Here is a 19411-nt window from a genome sequence, read left to right on the forward strand (position 1 = left end):
ATAGATGTCAAAATGTTTTGGGCTGATAAAATCGCTGCTGATGCACAAGGCTACCAGGTAGTTAATGATTCTAAGACTCCCTCCGGCAGGGTACACGTAGGGTCATTGCGGGGTGTGGTTATCCATGACGTTATTTACCGTGCCTTGAAACACGCAGGTAAGCCCGTTAAGTTTTTGTACGGTGTTGACGACTACGACGCCCTGGATACCGTTCCTAAATACCTAGACCAGGAAAAATTTACTCCCTATCTTGGTTTTCCTCTGTGCAACGTACCCTCTCCAGAAGATACAGCGAGTGATTACGCTAAGTATTTTATTGGGGAATTTTTTGAAACTTTCGAGTATTTAGGAATCAAACCAGAAACTTATTTTTTGCGAGATTTGTATCGCACTGGTAAACTGAATTCTTACATCGATACTTTTCTCAAAAATGCTCACCTTGTCAGAGAAGCTTACAAAGAGGTAAGTAAAGCAGACCGACCAAGTAATTGGTATCCTTTTCAAGTTATTTGTGAGAATTGCGGCAAAATCGCCACAACTGTAACTACAGATTATAACGGCTCAGAAGTTTTTTACACTTGCAAACCAGATGCAACAGATTACGTAAAAGGTTGCGGTCATTCTGGTTGGGTTTCTCCTTTTGATGGTAATGGTAAATTACCTTGGAAAGTTGAGTGGGTTGCTAAGTGGGATGTGTTGGGTGTAACCATCGAAATGGCAGGTAAAGACCACTCTCAAAAGGGTGGTTCTAGAGATGTGGCAAATGCTATCTCTCGTAAGGTTTTGCAAAAGCAACCACCTTTCCATTCTCCTTATGAATTTATTCTTGTAAACGGTACAAAAATGAGTTCTTCTAAGGGTGTGGGTTCTAGCGCTCAAGAAATTGCTGCTTTATTACCGCCAGAATTACTGCGCTTTTTAATGTTGCGAACTCAGCCGAAGTCTGTAATCAGTTTTGCGCCGAATTATGAAACAGTTACCCGACTTTTCCGGGACTACGATACTTTAATTAACAAGTATCAAGCTTATGGTGCAGAATTGACTGAAGAATTGATGCCGTTATTTTACGCGCAGTTAGGGGATGAAATTAAATCTTTCTATCCGTTTGATTTCAGAACCTTGATTTCCCTGTTGCAAATTCCTCGATTGAATATTCAGGAAGAGGTAGTACAACGCAGTAAACAGCCTTTAAATGAGTATGATCAGCAAATTGTTAATCAAAGAATTGCTGCGGCTCAAAGGTGGTTAAAAGACTATGCAGATGAGGAAGAAAAGTTAGTTTTATATTTGGAAGAAGTGCCAGAAAAAGCTAACGAATTGACTGCGGAACAAGTTGCTTATTTGCAAAAGCTGGCAGAGAATTTGCAGAATATTTCTAATTGGGAGGCTCAAGAATTACAAACTCTGATATTTTCTACTACTAAGGAGTTGCAGACTCAACAAGCAAATGCTTTGGACTTGCAGATTCAACAAGCAAATGCTTTTAAAGCCTTGTACTTATCCTTTTTAAATAAAGAACGGGGGCCAGGCGCAGGTGGTTTGTTGTCTTATTTGGAAAAGTCTTTTGTAATTTCGCGTCTGCAAGATGTGGTAGAGTTGAATGCAGCTAAAGTGCAGGTTTAGATAAATAGAAATTCCTTGTTCCCTGTCTCTGACAGGGAATACAGTTTAAGAGGCTCTGCCTCCTATATAATGTTAGCAGAAGGCAGAGCCTTATTGATTGCATTCCCAGGTAGAACCTGGGAACGAGAAAACTAGAAATAACAAAAGACTTCTACTTATATTTCTGAAACAGAGTGTAACCTTTCCTCTTGCAATATCTCACCAACTTGCTTCCCAGCTTTTACCGAATAACTGGTGACGACATTCTCACCTTCTGCATCCAGAGTTCTATCCCGCTGCTTAAACTCATCCAGTAACCTAAAAAAACTGTTTAACGCATCCTTTTCATCACGGGTAAATAACAGAATAATATTTGCCCAAGAGTTAGAAGTCCGCACATTAAAATGTCTTTGTATCCAAGGATGGAAATTCTTAAAGAAATCAGCATCTTCCTGACTTAATTCTAACCCTAATTCACTCCGTGCAAATTGATATCCCACTAAAAAATGACCTAAAATAGTAATGGAAGACTTACCAATATACATCCCTGGTCTGTCTTTTATTGTTTGCAAAACTTCATAAATTCCTCCCATCTCTACCTCCTAGCTGTGGCGCTGCTTCTTTTACTATAACGAATCTATCTCAGTGACAGTAAATTGATGACTGGGACAGTCAAAATCATTCAGCCAATCTTCTCGCGTCATTCCCTCCACTGAAAGATTATCAAAAACTCTGCCCAAAACTTCTACTGCATAATGAGTTCCATTATTTGTAATTGACTCAGTAATATCTTGACGTTCTAAGCGCCAACTCAAAATATATTCATCTTTCGGATTTGTTGTTTTTAATTTGAGGATCTTTCCTTTAATCTTATTGTCTTTCAACCATTGATAGATAGCCCTAGCACAATCATCACATTGATAAAGCTCAAAATTCTGAATGATTTTACCAAGTTCCTGAAAAATCTCTTTGTGAGATAATGTACTCACCCAACCCTCCAACTTTCCGCTAATTAATTACACTATCCGAATTCCTCCAAAAAAGCTAAAATCTGTTAACAGAAAGAATTTAAACCCCCCGACGGAATTCTCTAATCGCTTCTAGGGGTGAAGATAACAAAAGACAACGATTCAATAAAGATAAATCTAAATCTGGTAGTAACTCGCTTTGAACAACTTTCTCATATTCCTGTTCTCGTAAACAGTAAACCTCAAGAGTTCCATCTTCCCAAAACCAAACTTCCGGGACTTGCATTAATTTGTACTTTTGTAACTTGATGGGACTACCGCTAGTAATAACCACTTCAATGCAAAGGTCTGGTCTAGGTTTATCTGTTTCAAAGCAATAAGATAAGTCTGCTTGATAATCAACTACACCGGGAATAACTTGGTTAAAACTGCCACTGGGGAAAAATTCAATTTCCTTAATTTCAAAGTATATGATTAGCAGTCCAGCAATTAAACCACTAATCAATTCATGTGCTTTACCAATACCCACAATTTCTAAAACTCCCTCACAATAAAATAAACGCACCCCTGGTAGATGTTCAAAACTGTTTTGAATCGCTTGAAATCTTTCCCAACTTACTCCCCGACGGTAGAAACGTTGTTCTTCTTCTGGTAAACCAATAGAACTTTCTAAGGCTTGAGTCATATATTTCTTACTCTCCCTAGTTACAAATTTGAGCTTATTTCTATACTAAGTCAAAACCAAATTATCCCGGTGAACTACAGTTTCCGCACCCGCATAACCCAAAATTGTGGAAATATCCCGTGAATGACATCCGCGTATTTTTTGCAGTTCATCGCTGCTGTAGTTCACAAGTCCTCTAGCAATTTCGCTACCGGTGCGATCGCACAATTGCACAGCTGCTTGGGTATCGAACTCCCCTTCTACTGTCTGAATTCCCGCAGCTAACAAAGATTTTCCCGCCTGCAAAATGGCGTTTAATGCACCTTCATCTAAATATAATTTACCCGCAGGCACTAAACCATAAGCTATCCAGCGTTTTCGGGCTGAAGTTGGTTCTGGTTGCGGTTCAAAGTGCGTCCCTATCGGTTCCCCTTGGATAATTTTCTCAATATTGCGAGGAAAACGCCCTTGAGTAATTACAGTTCGCACTCCAGCGGCGATCGCAATTCTGGCTGCGGAAATTTTGGTCACCATCCCCCCAGTACCCCACCCAGAACCCTGTCCCCCTGTTTGGATCTGTAACTCTGCCAACTCCTTCATACTACTTACCAAAGCGATGGGACGGGCATCTGGTACAGAACGGGGATCAGCTGAGTACAATCTATCAACATCAGTGAGCAAAAATAGCCAATCCGCTTCTACTAAGCTAGCAACCAATGCCGAAAGGGTGTCATTATCGCCAAATTTCAACTCCTCCACAGCCACCGTATCATTCTCGTTAACTACGGGTATCACCCCTAGCCCCAACAGTTCCTGAAAGGTGTTATAAGCATTAAGGTAGCGGCTGCGTTGCACTAAATCAGCGCGAGTCAGCAACACTTGAGCGATGGGTTGTTGAAGGATGCTAAATAAATCATCGTAAACGCGCATTAGCCTACCTTGTCCGACTGCTGCCACTGCCTGTTTGAGTGCGATCGCTTTGGGACGTTCGGTTAAGCCCAGCCGTGCACAGCCCACTCCGACAGCGCCAGAGGAAACTAAAATTACGCGATGACCTTGGTTTCTCAAACAGCAGAGAGTTTCCGTCAAAGTCGCAATAGTTGAAAGGGCTAATTGTCCCGTTTCTGGTTGGGTGAGGCTAGAAGTGCCAATTTTGACAACAATCGTTTTAGTCATTGGTCATTAGTCATTGGTCATTAGTCATTAGTCATTGGTCATTGACAAATGACTAAAAATTATAAAGCGCCAATCCTTCTATAGTGAAGGCTGACGCTTTACGGGGTTATATTTATCTGTTATCGGCTAGGGTCTTTTTTGGCTGACCCCGATGTTATCGATATTTATAATCTCCGATTTTTGGATTTTCCAAAGAATTCTTAAGCATTTCTTTAGATTTACTTTCCTGATGGTTTTTCAGTCTTTGGGGATTTTTTTGTGCTTGGGAATAATCGAGGCTCCCAATATTTCCGATACCCAAACTTCAAAGTTACGGATCGGATGAGAACGGAGGGCGGTATCGGCGTGGATAATGGGTTCTACTAAAATAGTAAACATCCCCAGGCGATTACCCGCTAAGACATCGGTAAATAGGCGATCGCCTACCATACCCACTTGATGCTTAGGTAAATCCATCCCTCGGAGTGCTGCTCTGATTTTGCGCCGTGAGGGCTTGGCTGCACCCAGGTAATAGGGTAGGTTGAGAGAGCGGGCAATTCCACCGATTCGTGCTTCACTCAAATTATTGCTGACTAAGCATAGTGCAGTGCTGGCGCGAATTTGTTCTACCCACTCTCGTAGCTCCAGGGAAGCCATCCCGACTGAAATCGGTACCAAAGTTTCATCTACATCCAATACCAGCCCTTTCAAGCCGTACTGTTGGATAATATTTGGTGTCAGAGTCAACACGGAACCTGACAAAATTAAGTCAGGCTGTAAGAGATTGTTCCAAGTCATAGTCAAGATTCAAGCGTCAGATAAACAAGCATAACCTGGAGATTTACCCCCAGGTAAGAATGAAGAGTTAAGAGTTAAAACTCATAATAAATAACTCATAACTATTAAAAATTAAAAATTTGCAATTAAAAATTTCCGTTTTTAATTCTTAGTTTTTAATTTTCAATTTTGATTATTCAACTTGATTAAACAGATGTTCTTCTAACAGGGGTTGAACTTGACGGAACTCTTCTGGAGAGAGCAATTCAGGCTTACCCGTTTTTGTGATCCGGGCAAAAAACAGCAGTGGATCGAGGGGTGTATAAATTGCGTACTCTTGTTCTTGATGATAAAAACTAGCGAGTAGCTGTAGTTGCTCTGGCTCTAAATCTTCCTCTTCGTCTTCAATTTCTAAAGTGAAGAGTTCCGAATCTTCTACAGGGGGTAACTCACCAGCCACTGTCAAAGCATAGGCAGTATTCTTAACTATCAGGTTTTGTTCAGCAAGAACGGCTTGGGCAGTGGCAAAAATTTCGTCAATTGTATCATCATCTTCTACCAGAATGGCTTCTTCATCTTCGCCTTCACCTTGCCAAGCAAAAATTTCTACAGGTGAGTCAACAGGAAGAAGTAAAACATATTCTTGTCCATTCACTGAGAGCGAATGCTCAATGTAACATTCAAGCGATCGCTCTTTGTCGTCTGTCAGAGTGATAGAACCCGCATGAGCGTGATCATTTTCTTCGGGAAATTCTGAGGAAAACATAACCGAGTTATCGAACTTTAATAAATATTAGCAACTGAGGAAAACGCTTAACTGTTTAATGACAGATGTCAACCAAAAAGCTGGAGACGTAGATACAACAGTTGGGTAATAAGCTTCAGAATATCATGTTAAAAGGTATCAATCCTGAACAGCAGCCACTGATCTGCCAGAGAGGCTGCGCTTGGTATCCAGCCATTGTTGCAAAATCAAAGCAGCCGCTTTGCGGTCAATTAAACCTTTATTACGTGACGGGGAGCGGTTTTCAGCTATGAGCAGCTGTTCTGCTTGAAAGGAAGTTAAACGCTCATCCACATATTCTACAGGCAGGTTGAGAGCTTGAGCCAGTCTGGTGGCAAATTTCTGGACATAACGCGCCTGAAAGCCCAAGGAGCCGTCCATTGAATATGGTAGACCAATTACTAGAACTTGCACTTGGCGATCGCACACTATTTGTTGAAACTGCTCCACATCTTGCTTAAAAGACCGGCGCTCAATGGTGGTGATGCCAGTAGCAATCAATCCAGTACCGTCGCACCCCGCCACGCCAATACGCTTGCTACCGACATCCAAACCCAAAGCTGATATCAACAACTTTGGTTGCTCCTGATGGCTCACCTACTTCGTCTCCTGCTGTGAATCTGCTGACTCAGCCGCCCCAGGTGAATCTATGTTAAAGTTTGGGCTACTAAAAGGAATAGGTTCTGACTTACTTGGCACTGGTCGGTCTAACTTTGGCTGCTGCCCTTGTTGTACCCACGACATACCACCGGGGATCGGTTTGCGTGCTGGTTGCAGACCTTGCAGCACCTCAGTCCACTGAATTCCCTCTAAGGAGACAAATTTAGACTCCCTCAGCTTGTGCCAAACTGAGCGCGACATAATCAGAGTATGCTCTATGCGCGTTGCCCCGATTTGCTCTAAATACTCTTCTCGTTCTGGTTGATAATCGGAGGATGCTAGTTGCAACCCTTGCTGAGGAAAATCTTGAGCAATGCGAGCCAGTTGGGACAGCAATTCTGGATACAACCAAGTATAAGCCGGGTGAACTGTCAGCGTTGCTACATGAGGCGCTTCACCCTTGCGGGTAAGTTGCACCTGAAAATAGCCAATAGCAGCTTTGCGCTGGGGTTCAAACACATAGCCACTGACTACTTCTGTTTTGCTTGCCCACTGCTTCACAGCATCAGTTAAAACACCGAACAAGCTGGTTTTAAAATCCCGCGTGTTGCGGTCAAAGACCTGACGCACCAAAGGTGGCATTGATGCTGTATCTAATTGATATAGCAATTGGGCATCGGCATTACTCACTGGTAGGAGGTTGGGCAAATCTGGCTCTGCTTGTGCCAATTCAGCTAGCAACTCTGGGCCAATTTCCCAGTAGGTCATTTCTGCCAGCCGCTGAAATCCATTTTGCCGATAGAGTGCCAGCGCCTCTATATCATTGACGTTAACTTCCAGTACCCAAGTGCGCGCTTCTAAAATCGATTCAAAACAATGGCGCAAAAGTTGCGAGCCAATTCCTTGCTTATCAGCAGCACGATCAAGCATTACCTGATCAATCCGCCAAGTGCTTCGTGTCCGGTTAAACGGCGACACTTGAATCATCCCTAGAAGCATCCGCCCTTGTTCTGCTACATAGCTACAGAAGCGATACTTGAGCGGGTTGGGGAACCAACTCAAACATTTGAGTAACCCGTACCAGCTACGCAGCCATTGCATTTTGTCTATAGCTGCATAGCTTCCCTTGTCTGAGCCGGCTGCGAATGACTCTTGAGTTAGGCGTTCAATGCCATCCAGATCCCGGTATTGGACTGGTCGGATTACTACGCTGAGATTTCGAGGGAGTAGTGAAGTCATTTTGATTCAAGCCGCCATTTAGCCTTTACTAATTGCTCTTGGTGAAGTAGTGCTGCAATAATCTTAACGGCTTTCCGCTCCTGGCTATTGCTCCAAAAGAGTGATTTTCTTAACTCAATACTTAAAAAAACAGAAAAAGCAGAAGCTCCTGAATGCGCCTTCGGCGTTACCCTGACAACTTCTGCTTTCATTTTATGGGAATTTGGTTGAAAATTCTGTATACTATAGCCCTTGTCGAGAAACTAGTTTTTCAAAGTTGGCTTGGGTTTGATGGAGTAATTGCTGGCGACTATCTTGCACTGTTTGCTGTAGGGTTGGAACCAGATTGCGAGCTTGCAGAGTCATGTGCAGCTGTAGGTGGGCAACGTATTCACTAAAATCTTCATGCTCTACACCTGCGCCCGTTAGTAAATTGGATTCCATTGCCACTTGATTCTCCTTATGATTAGTTTTGCGCCGTTTCTTGACATCATCAAAACTTATCACGTTGTTTTACTTACCTTGTTAATTCGCAATGAAGTTTAACGGTTGTTGGCAATAGTCCACAGATCAGCATCGACAGGCCTGTGAAGCAGTTATATTTTATGTTTTTCCCAGGTCAACAACCTGAAGCCGCTGAATATCAGTCCTGAGCTAGATGACGTTCCTAGACGCAATGTATCTATTCTGCCGTAGGTCGTCACTCACGATATTTTTCATCTTGTTTTCGCCGGATACCCTAGTACTTGACAAATTCAGAACAAGCTAATGTGACGGCATCAGATATTTTACTGCCGATGATCATCGACTACATTAGCAAGGTTGCTTGTAAATAAAGGTATTTCTGAATTTTAATTTTGATAGGACTAAAGCTGCGTATCACAATAAACATCTATTGTAGGGTGCGTCAGACTCGATATATCTGGCAGATAAACAGATTTTTGACATCTGAGGCACCCTACTAATGTGCCAGTTGGGTAAGTCCTGTTTGAGTTTTGAATCTACCACTTTTCCGCCCAATAGACAATTTCTGAGGCTGAACTATCAATTGCGACACCATAGCTATCGCCGTGATTCCACTTGAATCCTGGATTGCCACGATTCTGGGCATTCAATACCAATATTTCATAGGTGGCTGGAAAGGATTCACCAGCAGAATTACTAGTATAAAAAAAGGTTGTTGGCACACCATTCGGTTGGTTCGTATGGTCGTTTGTGTCACCACCTCTATATTGATGCTGAGAAATATTTTTGTAGTGAGAAAGTAATTTTTGAATTTTTTCTGGTGGTTGTTTCAGGCGAATTTGGAAAAAACTACTTGCTTGCATTAAGCCAGGAGAGTAAGCCATATTTACACCTTGAGCCTCAGCAGGAATATCTAAAGGAAAATGCTCGATTTCGTGGATATCAGACCACAGTTGAGTACGAATTTCTCGATAGCGTGATGTATCGGTGATTATCTGGGTTTCACCTGCACGGCTAAAAGTATTTCTGAATAAAAAACTTCCTGCAACTATACCCATGCTGCCAAGGGATAATAAAATTATCGTGGCGATTTTAAGAAGATATGATTGCTTCATCGAGTTGGCTACGTCTAAATTTTATAGGCATATATCCAACTACTAAACTGTCGTAATATTTCGGAAAACTTTGCCTATTATTTAAAAATAGCGAGTAATTGTAAAGTTATCATGAAGGCAATAGATGAAAATTTTAAGATAATATTGTGTTTGCCTATTGGCAAAGATTCCGTCTAAAATTACTGGAAATTCAAGTCTTTAAATAATTTTTAATATATCTTTTCAAAGTGTCAAAGGTAGTTCGCTGCCGTATTACAGCTATTTTCAGGTAAATGAACCACAGAATACAAGCTCTTTCCCCGTGTAGAGATGTTGTATGCAACGTTTCTAGAGTGGTCTAATTAACCAAAAGCTGCTATGTGTGGTGAATTATATATTTTTGTATATTTTAAAGTAAAAAGCTGGCAATATTAAGTAATATCACTATTTAGCAAAAAGAGAGTAAGCTAAACAAATCCTGAAATGCATTTAAAATGGGAAAAAAATTAGCTACGTATATTACATAAGTATAATACTGATTACATAAATAATACTAGTAATATCACGGAAGATATTAATAATTAAATACAATATTATGTTAAATAAATCATAACCAATTAAAAGAAAATCTAAAAAAATTGCTATTTTAAATAACCTAGGATTTAGGCACTTTACAAATTAACCATAATATTGTCCATAAAATAGCCTCATTTTTTGTCGTTTCAGTTCCTTTAATACAACCTTAATTTGAAGGAGGGGTAGATAAGCCATATTTTATAAATTACCTTCAAATCTTTGAGGAGGATGGAATTATCTGGTTTGCCGATGACAAAAATCAGTGAGCCTTATTGTTATAAATTTAGTATTGCCTCTAAATTTTTTTGAATTTGCATAAATACTTAAGTAAGCTCTGATAACTTACTAGAAGGGATTGGTTTAGTTGCTGCCGGGTCAGTAAAATATGTATTTTACTGAAACTCTGGTAATTCATATAGAAGCTACTTTGTCAATTCATCCTGCATTCAAATTCATCCTGCGCTCATTTAAATTTATGAAACGGCGTAATTTTATTTGGTATTCGTCACTGTTTGCTGTTGGTTGTACGGCTGAAGTAAACACTGCTAAAAGTAACTCAGATAAATTGGCAATAACTGCGCCCAAAAAGCTGAAATTTGCAGTTACAGATGCTATTGGCATTGAAAAATTACAGGAAAATTTTGGTGCTTTTCGCACTACATTAGAAGAAATATTAGGCGTAAAGATTGAATTTTATCCGGTGAAAGACAGGACAGAAGCAGCACCAGCTTTACTATCAGGACAGTTAGATATCGTATTCGCTGGGCCGTCAGAATACGTAATTTTAAATGCTAGGGCAAAAGCTATTCCGATTATTGCCATCAGGCGTAATAACTACCATACCACCTTCGTCGTCCGTGCAGATAGCAAAATTAGATCCCTAGCTCAATTGAAAGGTAAAACAATTGCCATGAAAGAAAATGGCTCAACCTCTGCTCACATTGCACCTACAAAGATGCTGATAGATGCAGGATTAGATCCGAATACTGACGTAAAAATTGTCATGTTGGGGGCTAAAGGAGTACAAGCTTTAAAGAAAGGTGAGGTAGATGCTTGGACTATTTCATCTGATACATATAAAACGATCCTAGACACTGAAGGCTTATCTGAGGAGGATTTTTATGTAATTTCCACTGGGGACACACTCCCTGGTGATTTATTTGTTGCTAGTAGCCAGATATCATCTAGCTTTGTAGCAGATATGCGATCGCGGCTGCTGGAGAATCAGGAAAAACTCATTCAAAGTCTTCTAGTTGCTAAAGCCAACCAAAAGTATCAAGGAGCCAAACTAATTCCGGTTAGTGATACGGATTACAACATGATTCGTGAAGTTTATCAAAAAATAGGACAGGGAAAATTCTTACAATAAAATTGTTACTAAATGAATGATAGGTACTCTGAAAAACAAATTAAGTATTTTTACTGGACTCAGTGATTTAAGTCATAGCTGGAGCATAGCCAAAAAGATTAGTTATGGCTACACTCTGACAATTGGTATTGCTTTTCTCGGCACAGCTAGTGGGTTGCTAATAGGTAATTACTATGAAAATATTGCCCAAAAACAATTGCTTCTATCTTATCAGCAACAATTTCTTTTAAAAGATTTAGATAATGCAGTAATAACGACAAGACTGCATCCACAACGATTAGTTACTGTATTAGAAGATTCTATTTGGTTGCAATTTGAAAAAAACAATTTTTTGAATAATGTTAATCAGGTTAATAAGCATTTATCTAATCTGGAAGATTTTGTAAAAGCTCATCCTAATGATTTAGCAGTAGATAGTGTAAACTACACTAATTTATTAAAAAATTACTATAATAATACGGTATTATACACTCAGATAGTCAAAAAGTTTTGGGGCTATATCGACTCAGGTAGTTTGTCAGCAAAAACAAAAGAATCTCACCAGCAGAAGCTAATAGTTTTACTCAAAGAGGAGGAAACTGTTAATCTAAATGTAAAATTCGAGAAGCTTTCAGATGAGCTAGTTGTAATTATAGGACGTGCTGAGGTTCAAAAACAGCAAGCAAATTTGAATTTCAATAACGCTCAATCACTACGAATAAAAATAATTATTGCCAGTGTCATGCTGTCATCTGTGATTGCAACGGTGCTAGCGGTGTATACTAGTCATCTCATCGCCCATCCTCTAGAAGCAGTTACTAAGGTTGCCCGAAAAATTACTCAAGAATCAAATTTTGATCTCAGAGCTAATATCACAGGCAATGATGAAGTAGGGGTTTTAGCAACCTCTCTGAATAGGTTGGTGGAATGGGTAGGACAATATACTAAGCAACTAGAGTTAGCTCGCAAAACTTTAGAACAACGGGTAGAAGAAAGAACTCAGGAACTTCAACAAGCACTGCAAGATTTAAAAGACACTCAAGGGCAATTAATTCAAACAGAAAAAATGTCTTCCCTTGGACAAATGGTAGCAGGGATAGCTCATGAAATTAATAACCCTGTTAATTTTATTCATGGGAATATTGAATATGCTAATAACTATATTGAAGAGTTACTTGAGTTAATAAAGCTATATCAACAAAAGTACCCCGATGCAAACTTGGAAATTACAGAAAAAATAGAAGCAATAGATTTGGAATTTCTCAGTGAAGATTTGTTAAAAATCCTGTTATCTATGAAAATGGGTACTCAGCGCATCAAACAAATCGTGTTGTCATTGCGGAACTTCTCTCGTTTAGATGAAGGTGATAAGAAAGAGGTAGATATTCATGAAGGAATTGATAACACTCTATTAATTCTAAATCACCGATTTCAGGAAAAGGTGGAGATTATTAAAAATTATGGACATTTACCTTTAGTTGATTGTTATCCAGCGCAACTCAACCAGGTATTTATGAATATACTAAGTAATGGGCTAGATGCACTGCTAGACGACAGCACTAAAGACAGTAAGCAAATTGTGATAGATACATCAATGGTAGATGATAATCATATCAAAGTAATAATTAAAGATAATGGGAATGGGATTCCACCAGAGATTTTAAATAAGCTATTTGACCCTTTCTTCACAACTAAACCTGTAGGTAAAGGTACTGGTTTAGGATTGAGTATATCTTACCAGATTATTGAAAAGCATAAGGGTAAAATAGAGGTATTTTCGGAAGTTAATCAAGGGACAGAGTTTGTAATCTTGTTGCCAATTACAACAACAAAAATTAACTAATGAGGTAAGAAGCAAGAGGCAAGAGTGGAGTATGTCACAAACATCCAGCAATCATGCCCGCAAGTAAAATAAAACCAATCCAGACATTTTGGCGGAACATCTCACCATAAACGGGGTTAGGTAGTTGTGGCTGTCTTAAGCGCAGAGATTGCCAAATCCAGGCTATAGATGCAATTAGTAAGGTAATCCAGAAGACTTGGTGAAGCTGAAGCAAGACACCGATCCAAGTAAGTAATAAAATTGTGCCAGCAAAGAAAATGGCGATCGCCACAGGAGCATATTTTCCAAAAAAGAGGGCGCTAGAATTGATACCAATACGTCGATCATCTTCGCGATCGCTCATTGCATAAACAGTATCAAATCCCAATGTCCACAGTACAGTTGCGCCCCAAAGTAGCCAAGTGGGTAGGGAAAGGGTTTGTGTGACTGCACTCCAGCTAATTAACACGGCAAAACCCCAAGCGATGGAAAGTACCAGTTGGGGTATGGGAAACACCCGCTTTGCCCCTGGATAAAGCAGAATTACGGGTACTGCTGCTACAGATAACCAGAAACTGAGGGGGTTAAGATAAAAGGCAAGTACTGCGGCACAGGCCATTGACACGATCGCCACTACAATGCCAACTTTAATCGAAAGAGCGCGGGATGCAAGGGGGCGATCGCGTGTTCTCTCTACCTGTGGATCAATATTCCGATCCCACAAATCATTGACAACACACCCAGCAGCACTTGTGGCCAGAGTACCCAACACAATCACCCCCACCAGGGGTAAAGGTGGTTTACCAGCAGCCGCCAAAAACACAGCCCACAGGGCAGGAATCATCAAAATTAACCGTCCTTCTGGTTTATGCCACCGCAAAAGGCGGACAATCACCAGCCACAGGGGTTTTTGGTTGCTCTCTGGCGTCTTTAGCATAGAACTCAAGAAATAACTGGAACTAGATGAATACACACTTCTTTACATCTATAGAATATCGTTATTTGCTATTTGTTGAAACACAACCTCAAATGGCTGCTTTGAATACAAAATAGCTCCTTTGGTTGTCAGTTGCAGGTTGAATTTTATTCATCAGGCAGCACCGTCAAATAGTCAACCTGAGAAATACATTTATTTCAAGTAATATTTAGTACCAATTGCCCCGAAATACCAGCTTTCAAGCTGTCGCGTTTTTAAGAAAGCATCCAGATGAGGGACGAGATACCCGTGATGATTCCAGGGAATGTACTTTAAATTTTGAATTGCTAACTATCCTTTTTGAAGAGAGAGAAAATTAGATGCTGAGTTTAGTTTCAGCTAACTGCTCGAGTATACCAACTCAGCCAGTGAAGCAACACCGGATTATTGCAGCGATTGATATCGGCACAAATTCTGTACACATGGTAGTGGTGCAAATTGAGCCGACATTACCATCTTTTAGCATGATCGCTAAAGAAAAGGAAACTGTGAGATTAGGCGATCGCGATCTTGCTACTGGGAATCTAAAACCGGAGATCATGAAAAAGGCGATCGCCGCTTTGGGACGCTTCCAAGAAGTTGCCAAAATGTTCAACGCAGAAACCATCGTGGCTGTTGCAACTAGCGCCGTACGGGAAGCCCCCAACGGTAAAGATTTTTTGCACAGGATAGAAACCGAGTTAGGTTTAAGCGTTGACTTAATTTCTGGACAAGAAGAAGCACGACGTATTTACCTAGGTGTGTTATCGGGGATGGAATTTCACAACCAGCCCCATATTATGATTGATATTGGCGGCGGTTCCACAGAATTAATTTTGGGAGATAGCCATGAACCGCGCAGTCTCACCAGTACCAAAGTTGGTGCAGTGCGACTCACCGGCGAGTTAATCACCACTGACCCCATTAGCAATATTGAGTTTCAGTACCTGCAAGCTTATGCACGGGGGATGTTAGAACGTTCTGTAGATGAGGTGTTGGCAAATCTCAATTTTGGTGAATCTCCCCGGTTGGTAGGCACTTCTGGCACGATTGAAACCTTAGCGACAATCCACGCACGGGAAAAGCTGGGTTATGTCCCTTCCACCCTCAATGGCTATCAATTCCCTCTCCAAGACTTGCGGGAGTTAGTAAATCGCTTGCGGAGATTGTCGAATGTTGAAAGAGCCGTAATTCCGGGAATGCCCGATAAGCGGTCAGAAGTAATACTGGCTGGTGCAGTGATCTTACAGGAAGCCATGACCCTTTTGGGGGCTGAGTCGCTAACAGTATGTGAGCGTTCCTTGCGGGAAGGGGTGATTGTAGACTGGATGTTGGCACATGGTTTAATTGAAGACCGACTGCGTTACCAAGGGTCAGTGCGTCAGCGGAGTGTGCTGAAAACTGCTAAGAAATACCAGACCAACTTAGAATATGGCGATCGCGTCGCAGTATTCGCCCTGAGCTTATTTGACCAGACTTATGGCACCTTCCACAACTGCCACGAAGGCGATCGGCAACTACTCTGGGCAGCTGCCATATTACATAATTGTGGTCACTACATCAGCCATTCAGCACACCACAAGCATTCCTACTACCTAATTCGCAATGGTGAATTACTCGGTTACACCGAAACAGAAATTGAAATCATTGCCAATTTAGCCCGTTATCATCGCAAATCGCCCCCCAAGAAAAAGCATGAAAATTACCGCAATCTCTTAACTAAAGAGCATCGGCAAATGGTCAGTCAACTGAGTGCCATCTTGAGATTAGCAGTTGCTCTAGATCGGCGGCAAATTGGAGCCATAGCCCGAATTCAATCTAATTATCATCCTGATCGCCAGGAATTTAAACTACTAATTTTTCCCTCCCAGCTAGGTGATGATTGCGCCTTAGAACTCTGGAGTTTAGATTACAAAAAAGGAGTATTCGAGGAAGAATTTGGGGTGAAATTAGTAGCTAGTTTAGAAAACTCTACCATTACCAATATTTCCTAAAAAGTAGGGTGCGTTCCCTAACGCACCGCCACACAACATTTATTTTAGTAGGATTTATAATCAGGAATAAGATCATACCTCTGTCAGACGTCCACAACCACAATAACCAGACAGGAAAAAATTCTCAATAAAAATTAGTGCCTAGTTATTTGATAATGTTATCATCAGAAATAAATCGAGAAGTTAAAAATATCATGATTTTATCTGTAAAAACTTCCCCTCCGACAACTGTACCTAAATTATCTTATGACGTGCTGATTGAAACTCAACAAGATGGTACAGTTCAAGCAACATTACTCAGCTTACCGGATGTTAAAAGCTCAGGTGCGAGTAAAGAAGAAGCATTAAATAATCTCATTCAGCTTTTCCAAGCACGAAAACCAGAAATAGTTACTTTAGAAATCGAACCACCTAAAACAGAACATCCTCGGATTAAATTTGCAGGAATCATCAAGGATGAGGGTAACGCTTGGGATTTACTAGAGACATTAACAGGAACAATTGAAGCGCCAAGTGATTGGTCAAGTCAACATGATTACTATTTGTATAGTACGCCTAAACATCCAGATGAGATTATAGAATGAATCAAGAAAAACTATTTTTAGATACCGTATTTATTCAAGCTCTACTAAACAAGAATCATCAATACCACAATCAAGCCAAAGCATTATTACCAAGAGTGAAAAATGCGGCTGAAGTATGGGTGACAGAAGCTGTATTGATAGAAGTTGGTAATGCGTTAAGTGCAGTTAAACGGACAGCAGCAGTTCAGTTTATTAATCAGTGTTATCAAACAGATAATATTAAGGTTATCAGTGTAGATACACCGCTTCTCATGCGTGCGCTGGAACTTTATCACAGTCGTCAAGATAAAAGTTGGGGTTTGACAGACTGCATCTCATTTATTGTTATGCAAGAACAGGGGTTAATTTATGCAGTAACGGCTGATATCCATTTTGTTCAAGCAGGTTTTGTAGCTTTATTACGGGAAAATTAAATTTTACAAACATTTTTGCTTAGGGTTATAATTAATATAAAAGTTGAAAGGTAAAAATATCATGATTTTATCTATAAAAAGTAACAAAAATAGAAAACGTAAATCATCTGATAAGGTGCTGATAGAAAATCAACCAGATGGCACAGTTGTACCTCAGGGAAACGAGAATTGCTATATACTCCCTTATGGTGCTGATTTAATATGAACATTGGGTGTCTGAGAATCGTTGTTTGTAACAGTAATAAAATATGAAAATCCTAGTAAGCAAAATAAAAGAATAACACCCCATAATCCCTGATGTTTTTGCTGATTTACTGCTGGCACAGTAGGGTTGAAAATTACTTGCGATACAGGAGTAGATGCACGGGAGCGAATTGGTTTAGATACAGGAGTAGATGCACGGGAGCGAATTGGTTTAGATACAGGAGTAGATACAGGTGAGTGAATTGTTTGTGCTAGTATCGGCCAAATCTTAATACTGTTATCAGCACTCCCACTAGCAACAGTTTTACCATCTGGACTATAAGCTAAAGAACGCACAGAGTTAAAATGCCCTCTCAAAGTGCTTATTTCCCATCCTGTAGACACATTCCACAGTTTGATAGTTTTATCAGCACTCCCACTAGCAAGAATTTTGCCATCTGGACTATAAGCTAAAGCAGGAACAGAATCTGAATGTCCTGTAAGGGTGAAGATGACTCTACCAGTGGACACATTCCACAATTTGATAGTGCTATCAGAACTGCCACTGGCAAGAATTTTACCATCTGGACTATAAGCTAAAGAACGAACCCAGTTGCAATGTCCTACCAATGTGAGAATTACCTTACCGGTGGACACATTCCACAATTTGATAGTGTTATCAGAACTGCCACTGGCAAGAATTTTACCATCTGGACTATAGGCTAGGGAAAGAACCGAGTCGGAATGTCCTTCGAGTGTAAAAATTACCCTTCCTGTGGACACATTCCATAGTTTGATAGTTTTGTCAGCACTACCACTAGCAAGAGTATTACCATCTGGACTGTAGCTGAGGGAACAAACCGAGTTAGACTGAGCCGCGAAAATGCGTATTTCCTTACCTGTAGATACATTCCACAGCTTGATAGTTTTATCACGGCTACCACTGACAAGAACTTTGCCATCTGGACTGTATGCTAGGGAATTAACCCAGTCAGAATGGCCAGTCAGAATGTGTATTACCCCTCCTGTAGACGCATTCCATAGTTTGATAACTTTGTCACGGCCGGCAGTAGCAAGAGTACTGCCATTTGGACTGTATAATATAGCATTAACGGAGTTGGAATGTCCAGTGATAGTGAGGATTCCTTCTACTGTTGTGGCATGGATAGCTGGTTGTTCCTTTTGTTTATCAACCCCAAATATATCAACACCAAGTTTTGTAGCGCGATCGCACCAATAGCATTTACCATAAGTTCGGCTAAAGTAGTGACTATTTACCGTTCCACATAGAATTAGTCCATTGCTAGCGATTTTTAACGCCTGCATCCACTCCTTAGCCGTTGGGCGTAAGTTAGGATTTTGATGGCCGTCATTAAAGCATTTGAGAAAACATTTTTTCACCTCTGGATGAACAATATCAAGGGAAATTGTTCTCTCTACAGGTTGAATAAAACTATTTGGTGCATACAGCCATAAACCTCGACGGATCAGTTCGTTTATTTCTGGAGTCTCCCCCGCACCTGTCCACTTTCCCTGAAAAGGACTATTACCACCAAATAACAATTGATAGATAATTACTGCTAACCGAAACCGATCATGTAGTTCCGTTTGCTCAATGCTAGAAATATCTTTACCAATCAGTTCCGGTGGTGTATATCCCTCTGAACCAACTAAACAACGATAAACTTTAGCATTTTTAGGATTTTTAACCTGAAAAGAATCTGTATCAATAATTGAAGGTAAAGCCCGATTATTAACCAGAATATTTTGCGGTTTGATGTCACCCAATACATAGCCAGAATCGTGAAGTGCAGCAATAAATGAGGCAATATTCAACGCCGTTATATGCAAAAAACGCCAATGAATACCAAGCTTTAGCCTCTTACAACGCTGAGGATTATAAATATCAATAAGTTGTCTTGCATTCTTAACTTCTGGCATCAAAAAGCCCACACAATCACCCTGATCATTTTTCAGCGCTGACTTAGGCCAAGCAAAAGAAATATGATTGAGGTGGGAATTTGGCTCTGTGGGCGGGTGCGCTATCATCACCGCTAACTTTTGCACACGTTCAGGAGTTGGGGAATGGTAAATTTTGGCTAAATAACCATCTATATTAGTTCGCCAAACTTTGGCTTCACCACTATCTATTGGTTTACCCAACAGAGTAATTGATTTCCCCGTACTGGAACAGGTGATAACTGTCATC

The 19411-nt window shown here is 40.4% G+C and carries 19 protein-coding genes; 6 read left to right on the forward strand and 13 right to left on the reverse strand.

Translation table 11 applies throughout. The features are described from left to right. Window positions 1–12: 12 nt before the first annotated feature. Window positions 13–1623, forward strand: a complete 1611-nt coding sequence (gene lysS / locus H6G32_RS04620; protein ID WP_190455465.1) for a lysine--tRNA ligase — start codon at window positions 13–15, stop codon at window positions 1621–1623. 155 nt (window positions 1624–1778) lie between these two features. On the opposite strand, the gene H6G32_RS04625 is transcribed toward lysS, so the two are convergent. From H6G32_RS04625 to H6G32_RS04675, 11 genes are all read right to left on the reverse strand, one after another. Continuing rightward, on the reverse strand, window positions 1779–2195 hold the full coding sequence (locus tag H6G32_RS04625; RefSeq protein ID WP_190455468.1) for a hypothetical protein: 417 nt from the start codon (window positions 2193–2195) through the stop codon (window positions 1779–1781). 33 nt (window positions 2196–2228) lie between these two features. After that, on the reverse strand, window positions 2229–2591 hold the full coding sequence (locus H6G32_RS04630) for a papain fold toxin domain-containing protein (protein ID WP_190455471.1): 363 nt from the start codon (window positions 2589–2591) through the stop codon (window positions 2229–2231). Window positions 2592–2670: 79 nt separating this feature from the next. Then, entirely contained in the window at window positions 2671–3255 is a 585-nt protein-coding gene (locus H6G32_RS04635) for a Uma2 family endonuclease (RefSeq protein ID WP_190455476.1), read from the reverse strand. A 45-nt stretch (window positions 3256–3300) separates the two neighbouring features. Further along, entirely contained in the window at window positions 3301–4410 is a 1110-nt protein-coding gene (gene proB, locus H6G32_RS04640; protein ID WP_190455479.1) for a glutamate 5-kinase, read from the reverse strand. 237 nt (window positions 4411–4647) lie between these two features. Then, window positions 4648–5187, reverse strand: coding sequence for a YqeG family HAD IIIA-type phosphatase (locus tag H6G32_RS04645; protein WP_190455482.1), 540 nt, complete (start codon window positions 5185–5187; stop codon window positions 4648–4650). Between the two features lie 172 nt (window positions 5188–5359). Then, window positions 5360–5932, reverse strand: coding sequence for a DUF3727 domain-containing protein (locus tag H6G32_RS04650; RefSeq protein ID WP_190455485.1), 573 nt, complete (start codon window positions 5930–5932; stop codon window positions 5360–5362). 138 nt (window positions 5933–6070) lie between these two features. After that, the gene (gene ruvX / locus H6G32_RS04655; protein ID WP_190455487.1) at window positions 6071–6547 is read right to left on the reverse strand and encodes a Holliday junction resolvase RuvX; all 477 of its coding nucleotides are present in this window, start codon (window positions 6545–6547) and stop codon (window positions 6071–6073) included. After that, complete coding sequence (locus H6G32_RS04660) at window positions 6548–7789, reverse strand: GNAT family N-acetyltransferase (protein ID WP_190455490.1); 1242 nt, start codon at window positions 7787–7789, stop codon at window positions 6548–6550. Then, entirely contained in the window at window positions 7786–7980 is a 195-nt protein-coding gene (locus H6G32_RS04665; RefSeq protein WP_190455493.1) for a hypothetical protein, read from the reverse strand. The genes H6G32_RS04660 and H6G32_RS04665 overlap by 4 nt, the downstream gene beginning before the upstream one ends. Window positions 7981–8011: 31 nt before the next feature. Then, window positions 8012–8212 carry a hypothetical protein gene (locus H6G32_RS04670; RefSeq protein ID WP_190455496.1) on the reverse strand — a complete coding sequence of 67 codons (201 nt, stop codon included), beginning with the start codon at window positions 8210–8212 and terminating at the stop codon, window positions 8012–8014. 557 nt (window positions 8213–8769) lie between these two features. Beyond that, entirely contained in the window at window positions 8770–9348 is a 579-nt protein-coding gene (locus H6G32_RS04675) for a hypothetical protein (RefSeq protein WP_190455499.1), read from the reverse strand. A gap of 1030 nt (window positions 9349–10378) precedes the next feature. Between H6G32_RS04675 and phnD the strand changes: the two genes are divergently transcribed. Then, a complete protein-coding gene (phnD, locus tag H6G32_RS04680; RefSeq protein ID WP_190455502.1) occupies window positions 10379–11272 on the forward strand; it encodes a phosphate/phosphite/phosphonate ABC transporter substrate-binding protein in 894 nt (297 codons plus the stop codon). A gap of 16 nt (window positions 11273–11288) precedes the next feature. Next, a complete protein-coding gene (locus H6G32_RS04685; protein ID WP_190455504.1) occupies window positions 11289–13094 on the forward strand; it encodes a sensor histidine kinase in 1806 nt (601 codons plus the stop codon). 34 nt (window positions 13095–13128) lie between these two features. On the opposite strand, the gene H6G32_RS04690 is transcribed toward H6G32_RS04685, so the two are convergent. Then, complete coding sequence (locus H6G32_RS04690; RefSeq protein ID WP_190455506.1) at window positions 13129–14010, reverse strand: 4-hydroxybenzoate solanesyltransferase; 882 nt, start codon at window positions 14008–14010, stop codon at window positions 13129–13131. A gap of 359 nt (window positions 14011–14369) precedes the next feature. Between H6G32_RS04690 and H6G32_RS04695 the strand changes: the two genes are divergently transcribed. The 3 genes from H6G32_RS04695 (at window position 14370) to H6G32_RS04705 (ending at window position 17019) form a co-directional block, all read left to right on the forward strand. Then, window positions 14370–16022, forward strand: coding sequence for a Ppx/GppA phosphatase family protein (locus H6G32_RS04695; protein WP_190455508.1), 1653 nt, complete (start codon window positions 14370–14372; stop codon window positions 16020–16022). A 194-nt stretch (window positions 16023–16216) separates the two neighbouring features. Then, window positions 16217–16606, forward strand: a complete 390-nt coding sequence (locus tag H6G32_RS04700) for a hypothetical protein (protein ID WP_190455510.1) — start codon at window positions 16217–16219, stop codon at window positions 16604–16606. Beyond that, window positions 16603–17019: a type II toxin-antitoxin system VapC family toxin gene (locus H6G32_RS04705; protein ID WP_190455511.1), complete on the forward strand. Its 417-nt coding sequence runs from the start codon at window positions 16603–16605 to the stop codon at window positions 17017–17019. The genes H6G32_RS04700 and H6G32_RS04705 overlap by 4 nt, the downstream gene beginning before the upstream one ends. A gap of 183 nt (window positions 17020–17202) precedes the next feature. On the opposite strand, the gene H6G32_RS04710 is transcribed toward H6G32_RS04705, so the two are convergent. Continuing rightward, window positions 17203–19410 (reverse strand): protein kinase domain-containing protein, encoded by a 2208-nt coding sequence (locus H6G32_RS04710; protein WP_190455513.1) that lies wholly within the window; start codon window positions 19408–19410, stop codon window positions 17203–17205. Window position 19411 lies beyond the last annotated feature (1 nt).

It is taken from the genome of Cylindrospermum sp. FACHB-282 (assembly GCF_014697195.1).
Classification (GTDB): Bacteria; Cyanobacteriota; Cyanobacteriia; order Cyanobacteriales; family Nostocaceae; genus Cylindrospermum.

Excerpts from the sequence above, each read along its gene's own strand:
- H6G32_RS04700 (WP_190455510.1), top strand. The coding sequence starts at position 16,217 with ATGATTTTATCTGTAAAAACTTCCCCTCCGACAACTGTACCTAAATTA.
- H6G32_RS04635 (WP_190455476.1), bottom strand. The coding sequence starts at position 3,255 with ATGACTCAAGCCTTAGAAAGTTCTATTGGTTTACCAGAAGAAGAACAA.
- H6G32_RS04695 (WP_190455508.1), top strand. The coding sequence starts at position 14,370 with ATGCTGAGTTTAGTTTCAGCTAACTGCTCGAGTATACCAACTCAGCCA.
- H6G32_RS04670 (WP_190455496.1), bottom strand. The coding sequence starts at position 8,212 with ATGGAATCCAATTTACTAACGGGCGCAGGTGTAGAGCATGAAGATTTT.
- H6G32_RS04685 (WP_190455504.1), top strand. The coding sequence starts at position 11,289 with ATGATAGGTACTCTGAAAAACAAATTAAGTATTTTTACTGGACTCAGT.
- H6G32_RS04625 (WP_190455468.1), bottom strand. The coding sequence starts at position 2,195 with ATGGGAGGAATTTATGAAGTTTTGCAAACAATAAAAGACAGACCAGGG.
- H6G32_RS04705 (WP_190455511.1), top strand. The coding sequence starts at position 16,603 with ATGAATCAAGAAAAACTATTTTTAGATACCGTATTTATTCAAGCTCTA.
- proB (WP_190455479.1), bottom strand. The coding sequence starts at position 4,410 with ATGACTAAAACGATTGTTGTCAAAATTGGCACTTCTAGCCTCACCCAA.
- H6G32_RS04710 (WP_190455513.1), bottom strand. The coding sequence starts at position 19,410 with ATGACAGTTATCACCTGTTCCAGTACGGGGAAATCAATTACTCTGTTG.
- H6G32_RS04665 (WP_190455493.1), bottom strand. The coding sequence starts at position 7,980 with ATGAAAGCAGAAGTTGTCAGGGTAACGCCGAAGGCGCATTCAGGAGCT.
- H6G32_RS04645 (WP_190455482.1), bottom strand. The coding sequence starts at position 5,187 with ATGACTTGGAACAATCTCTTACAGCCTGACTTAATTTTGTCAGGTTCC.
- H6G32_RS04660 (WP_190455490.1), bottom strand. The coding sequence starts at position 7,789 with ATGACTTCACTACTCCCTCGAAATCTCAGCGTAGTAATCCGACCAGTC.
- H6G32_RS04675 (WP_190455499.1), bottom strand. The coding sequence starts at position 9,348 with ATGAAGCAATCATATCTTCTTAAAATCGCCACGATAATTTTATTATCC.
- H6G32_RS04690 (WP_190455506.1), bottom strand. The coding sequence starts at position 14,010 with ATGCTAAAGACGCCAGAGAGCAACCAAAAACCCCTGTGGCTGGTGATT.
- H6G32_RS04650 (WP_190455485.1), bottom strand. The coding sequence starts at position 5,932 with ATGTTTTCCTCAGAATTTCCCGAAGAAAATGATCACGCTCATGCGGGT.
- phnD (WP_190455502.1), top strand. The coding sequence starts at position 10,379 with ATGAAACGGCGTAATTTTATTTGGTATTCGTCACTGTTTGCTGTTGGT.
- lysS (WP_190455465.1), top strand. The coding sequence starts at position 13 with ATGTTTTGGGCTGATAAAATCGCTGCTGATGCACAAGGCTACCAGGTA.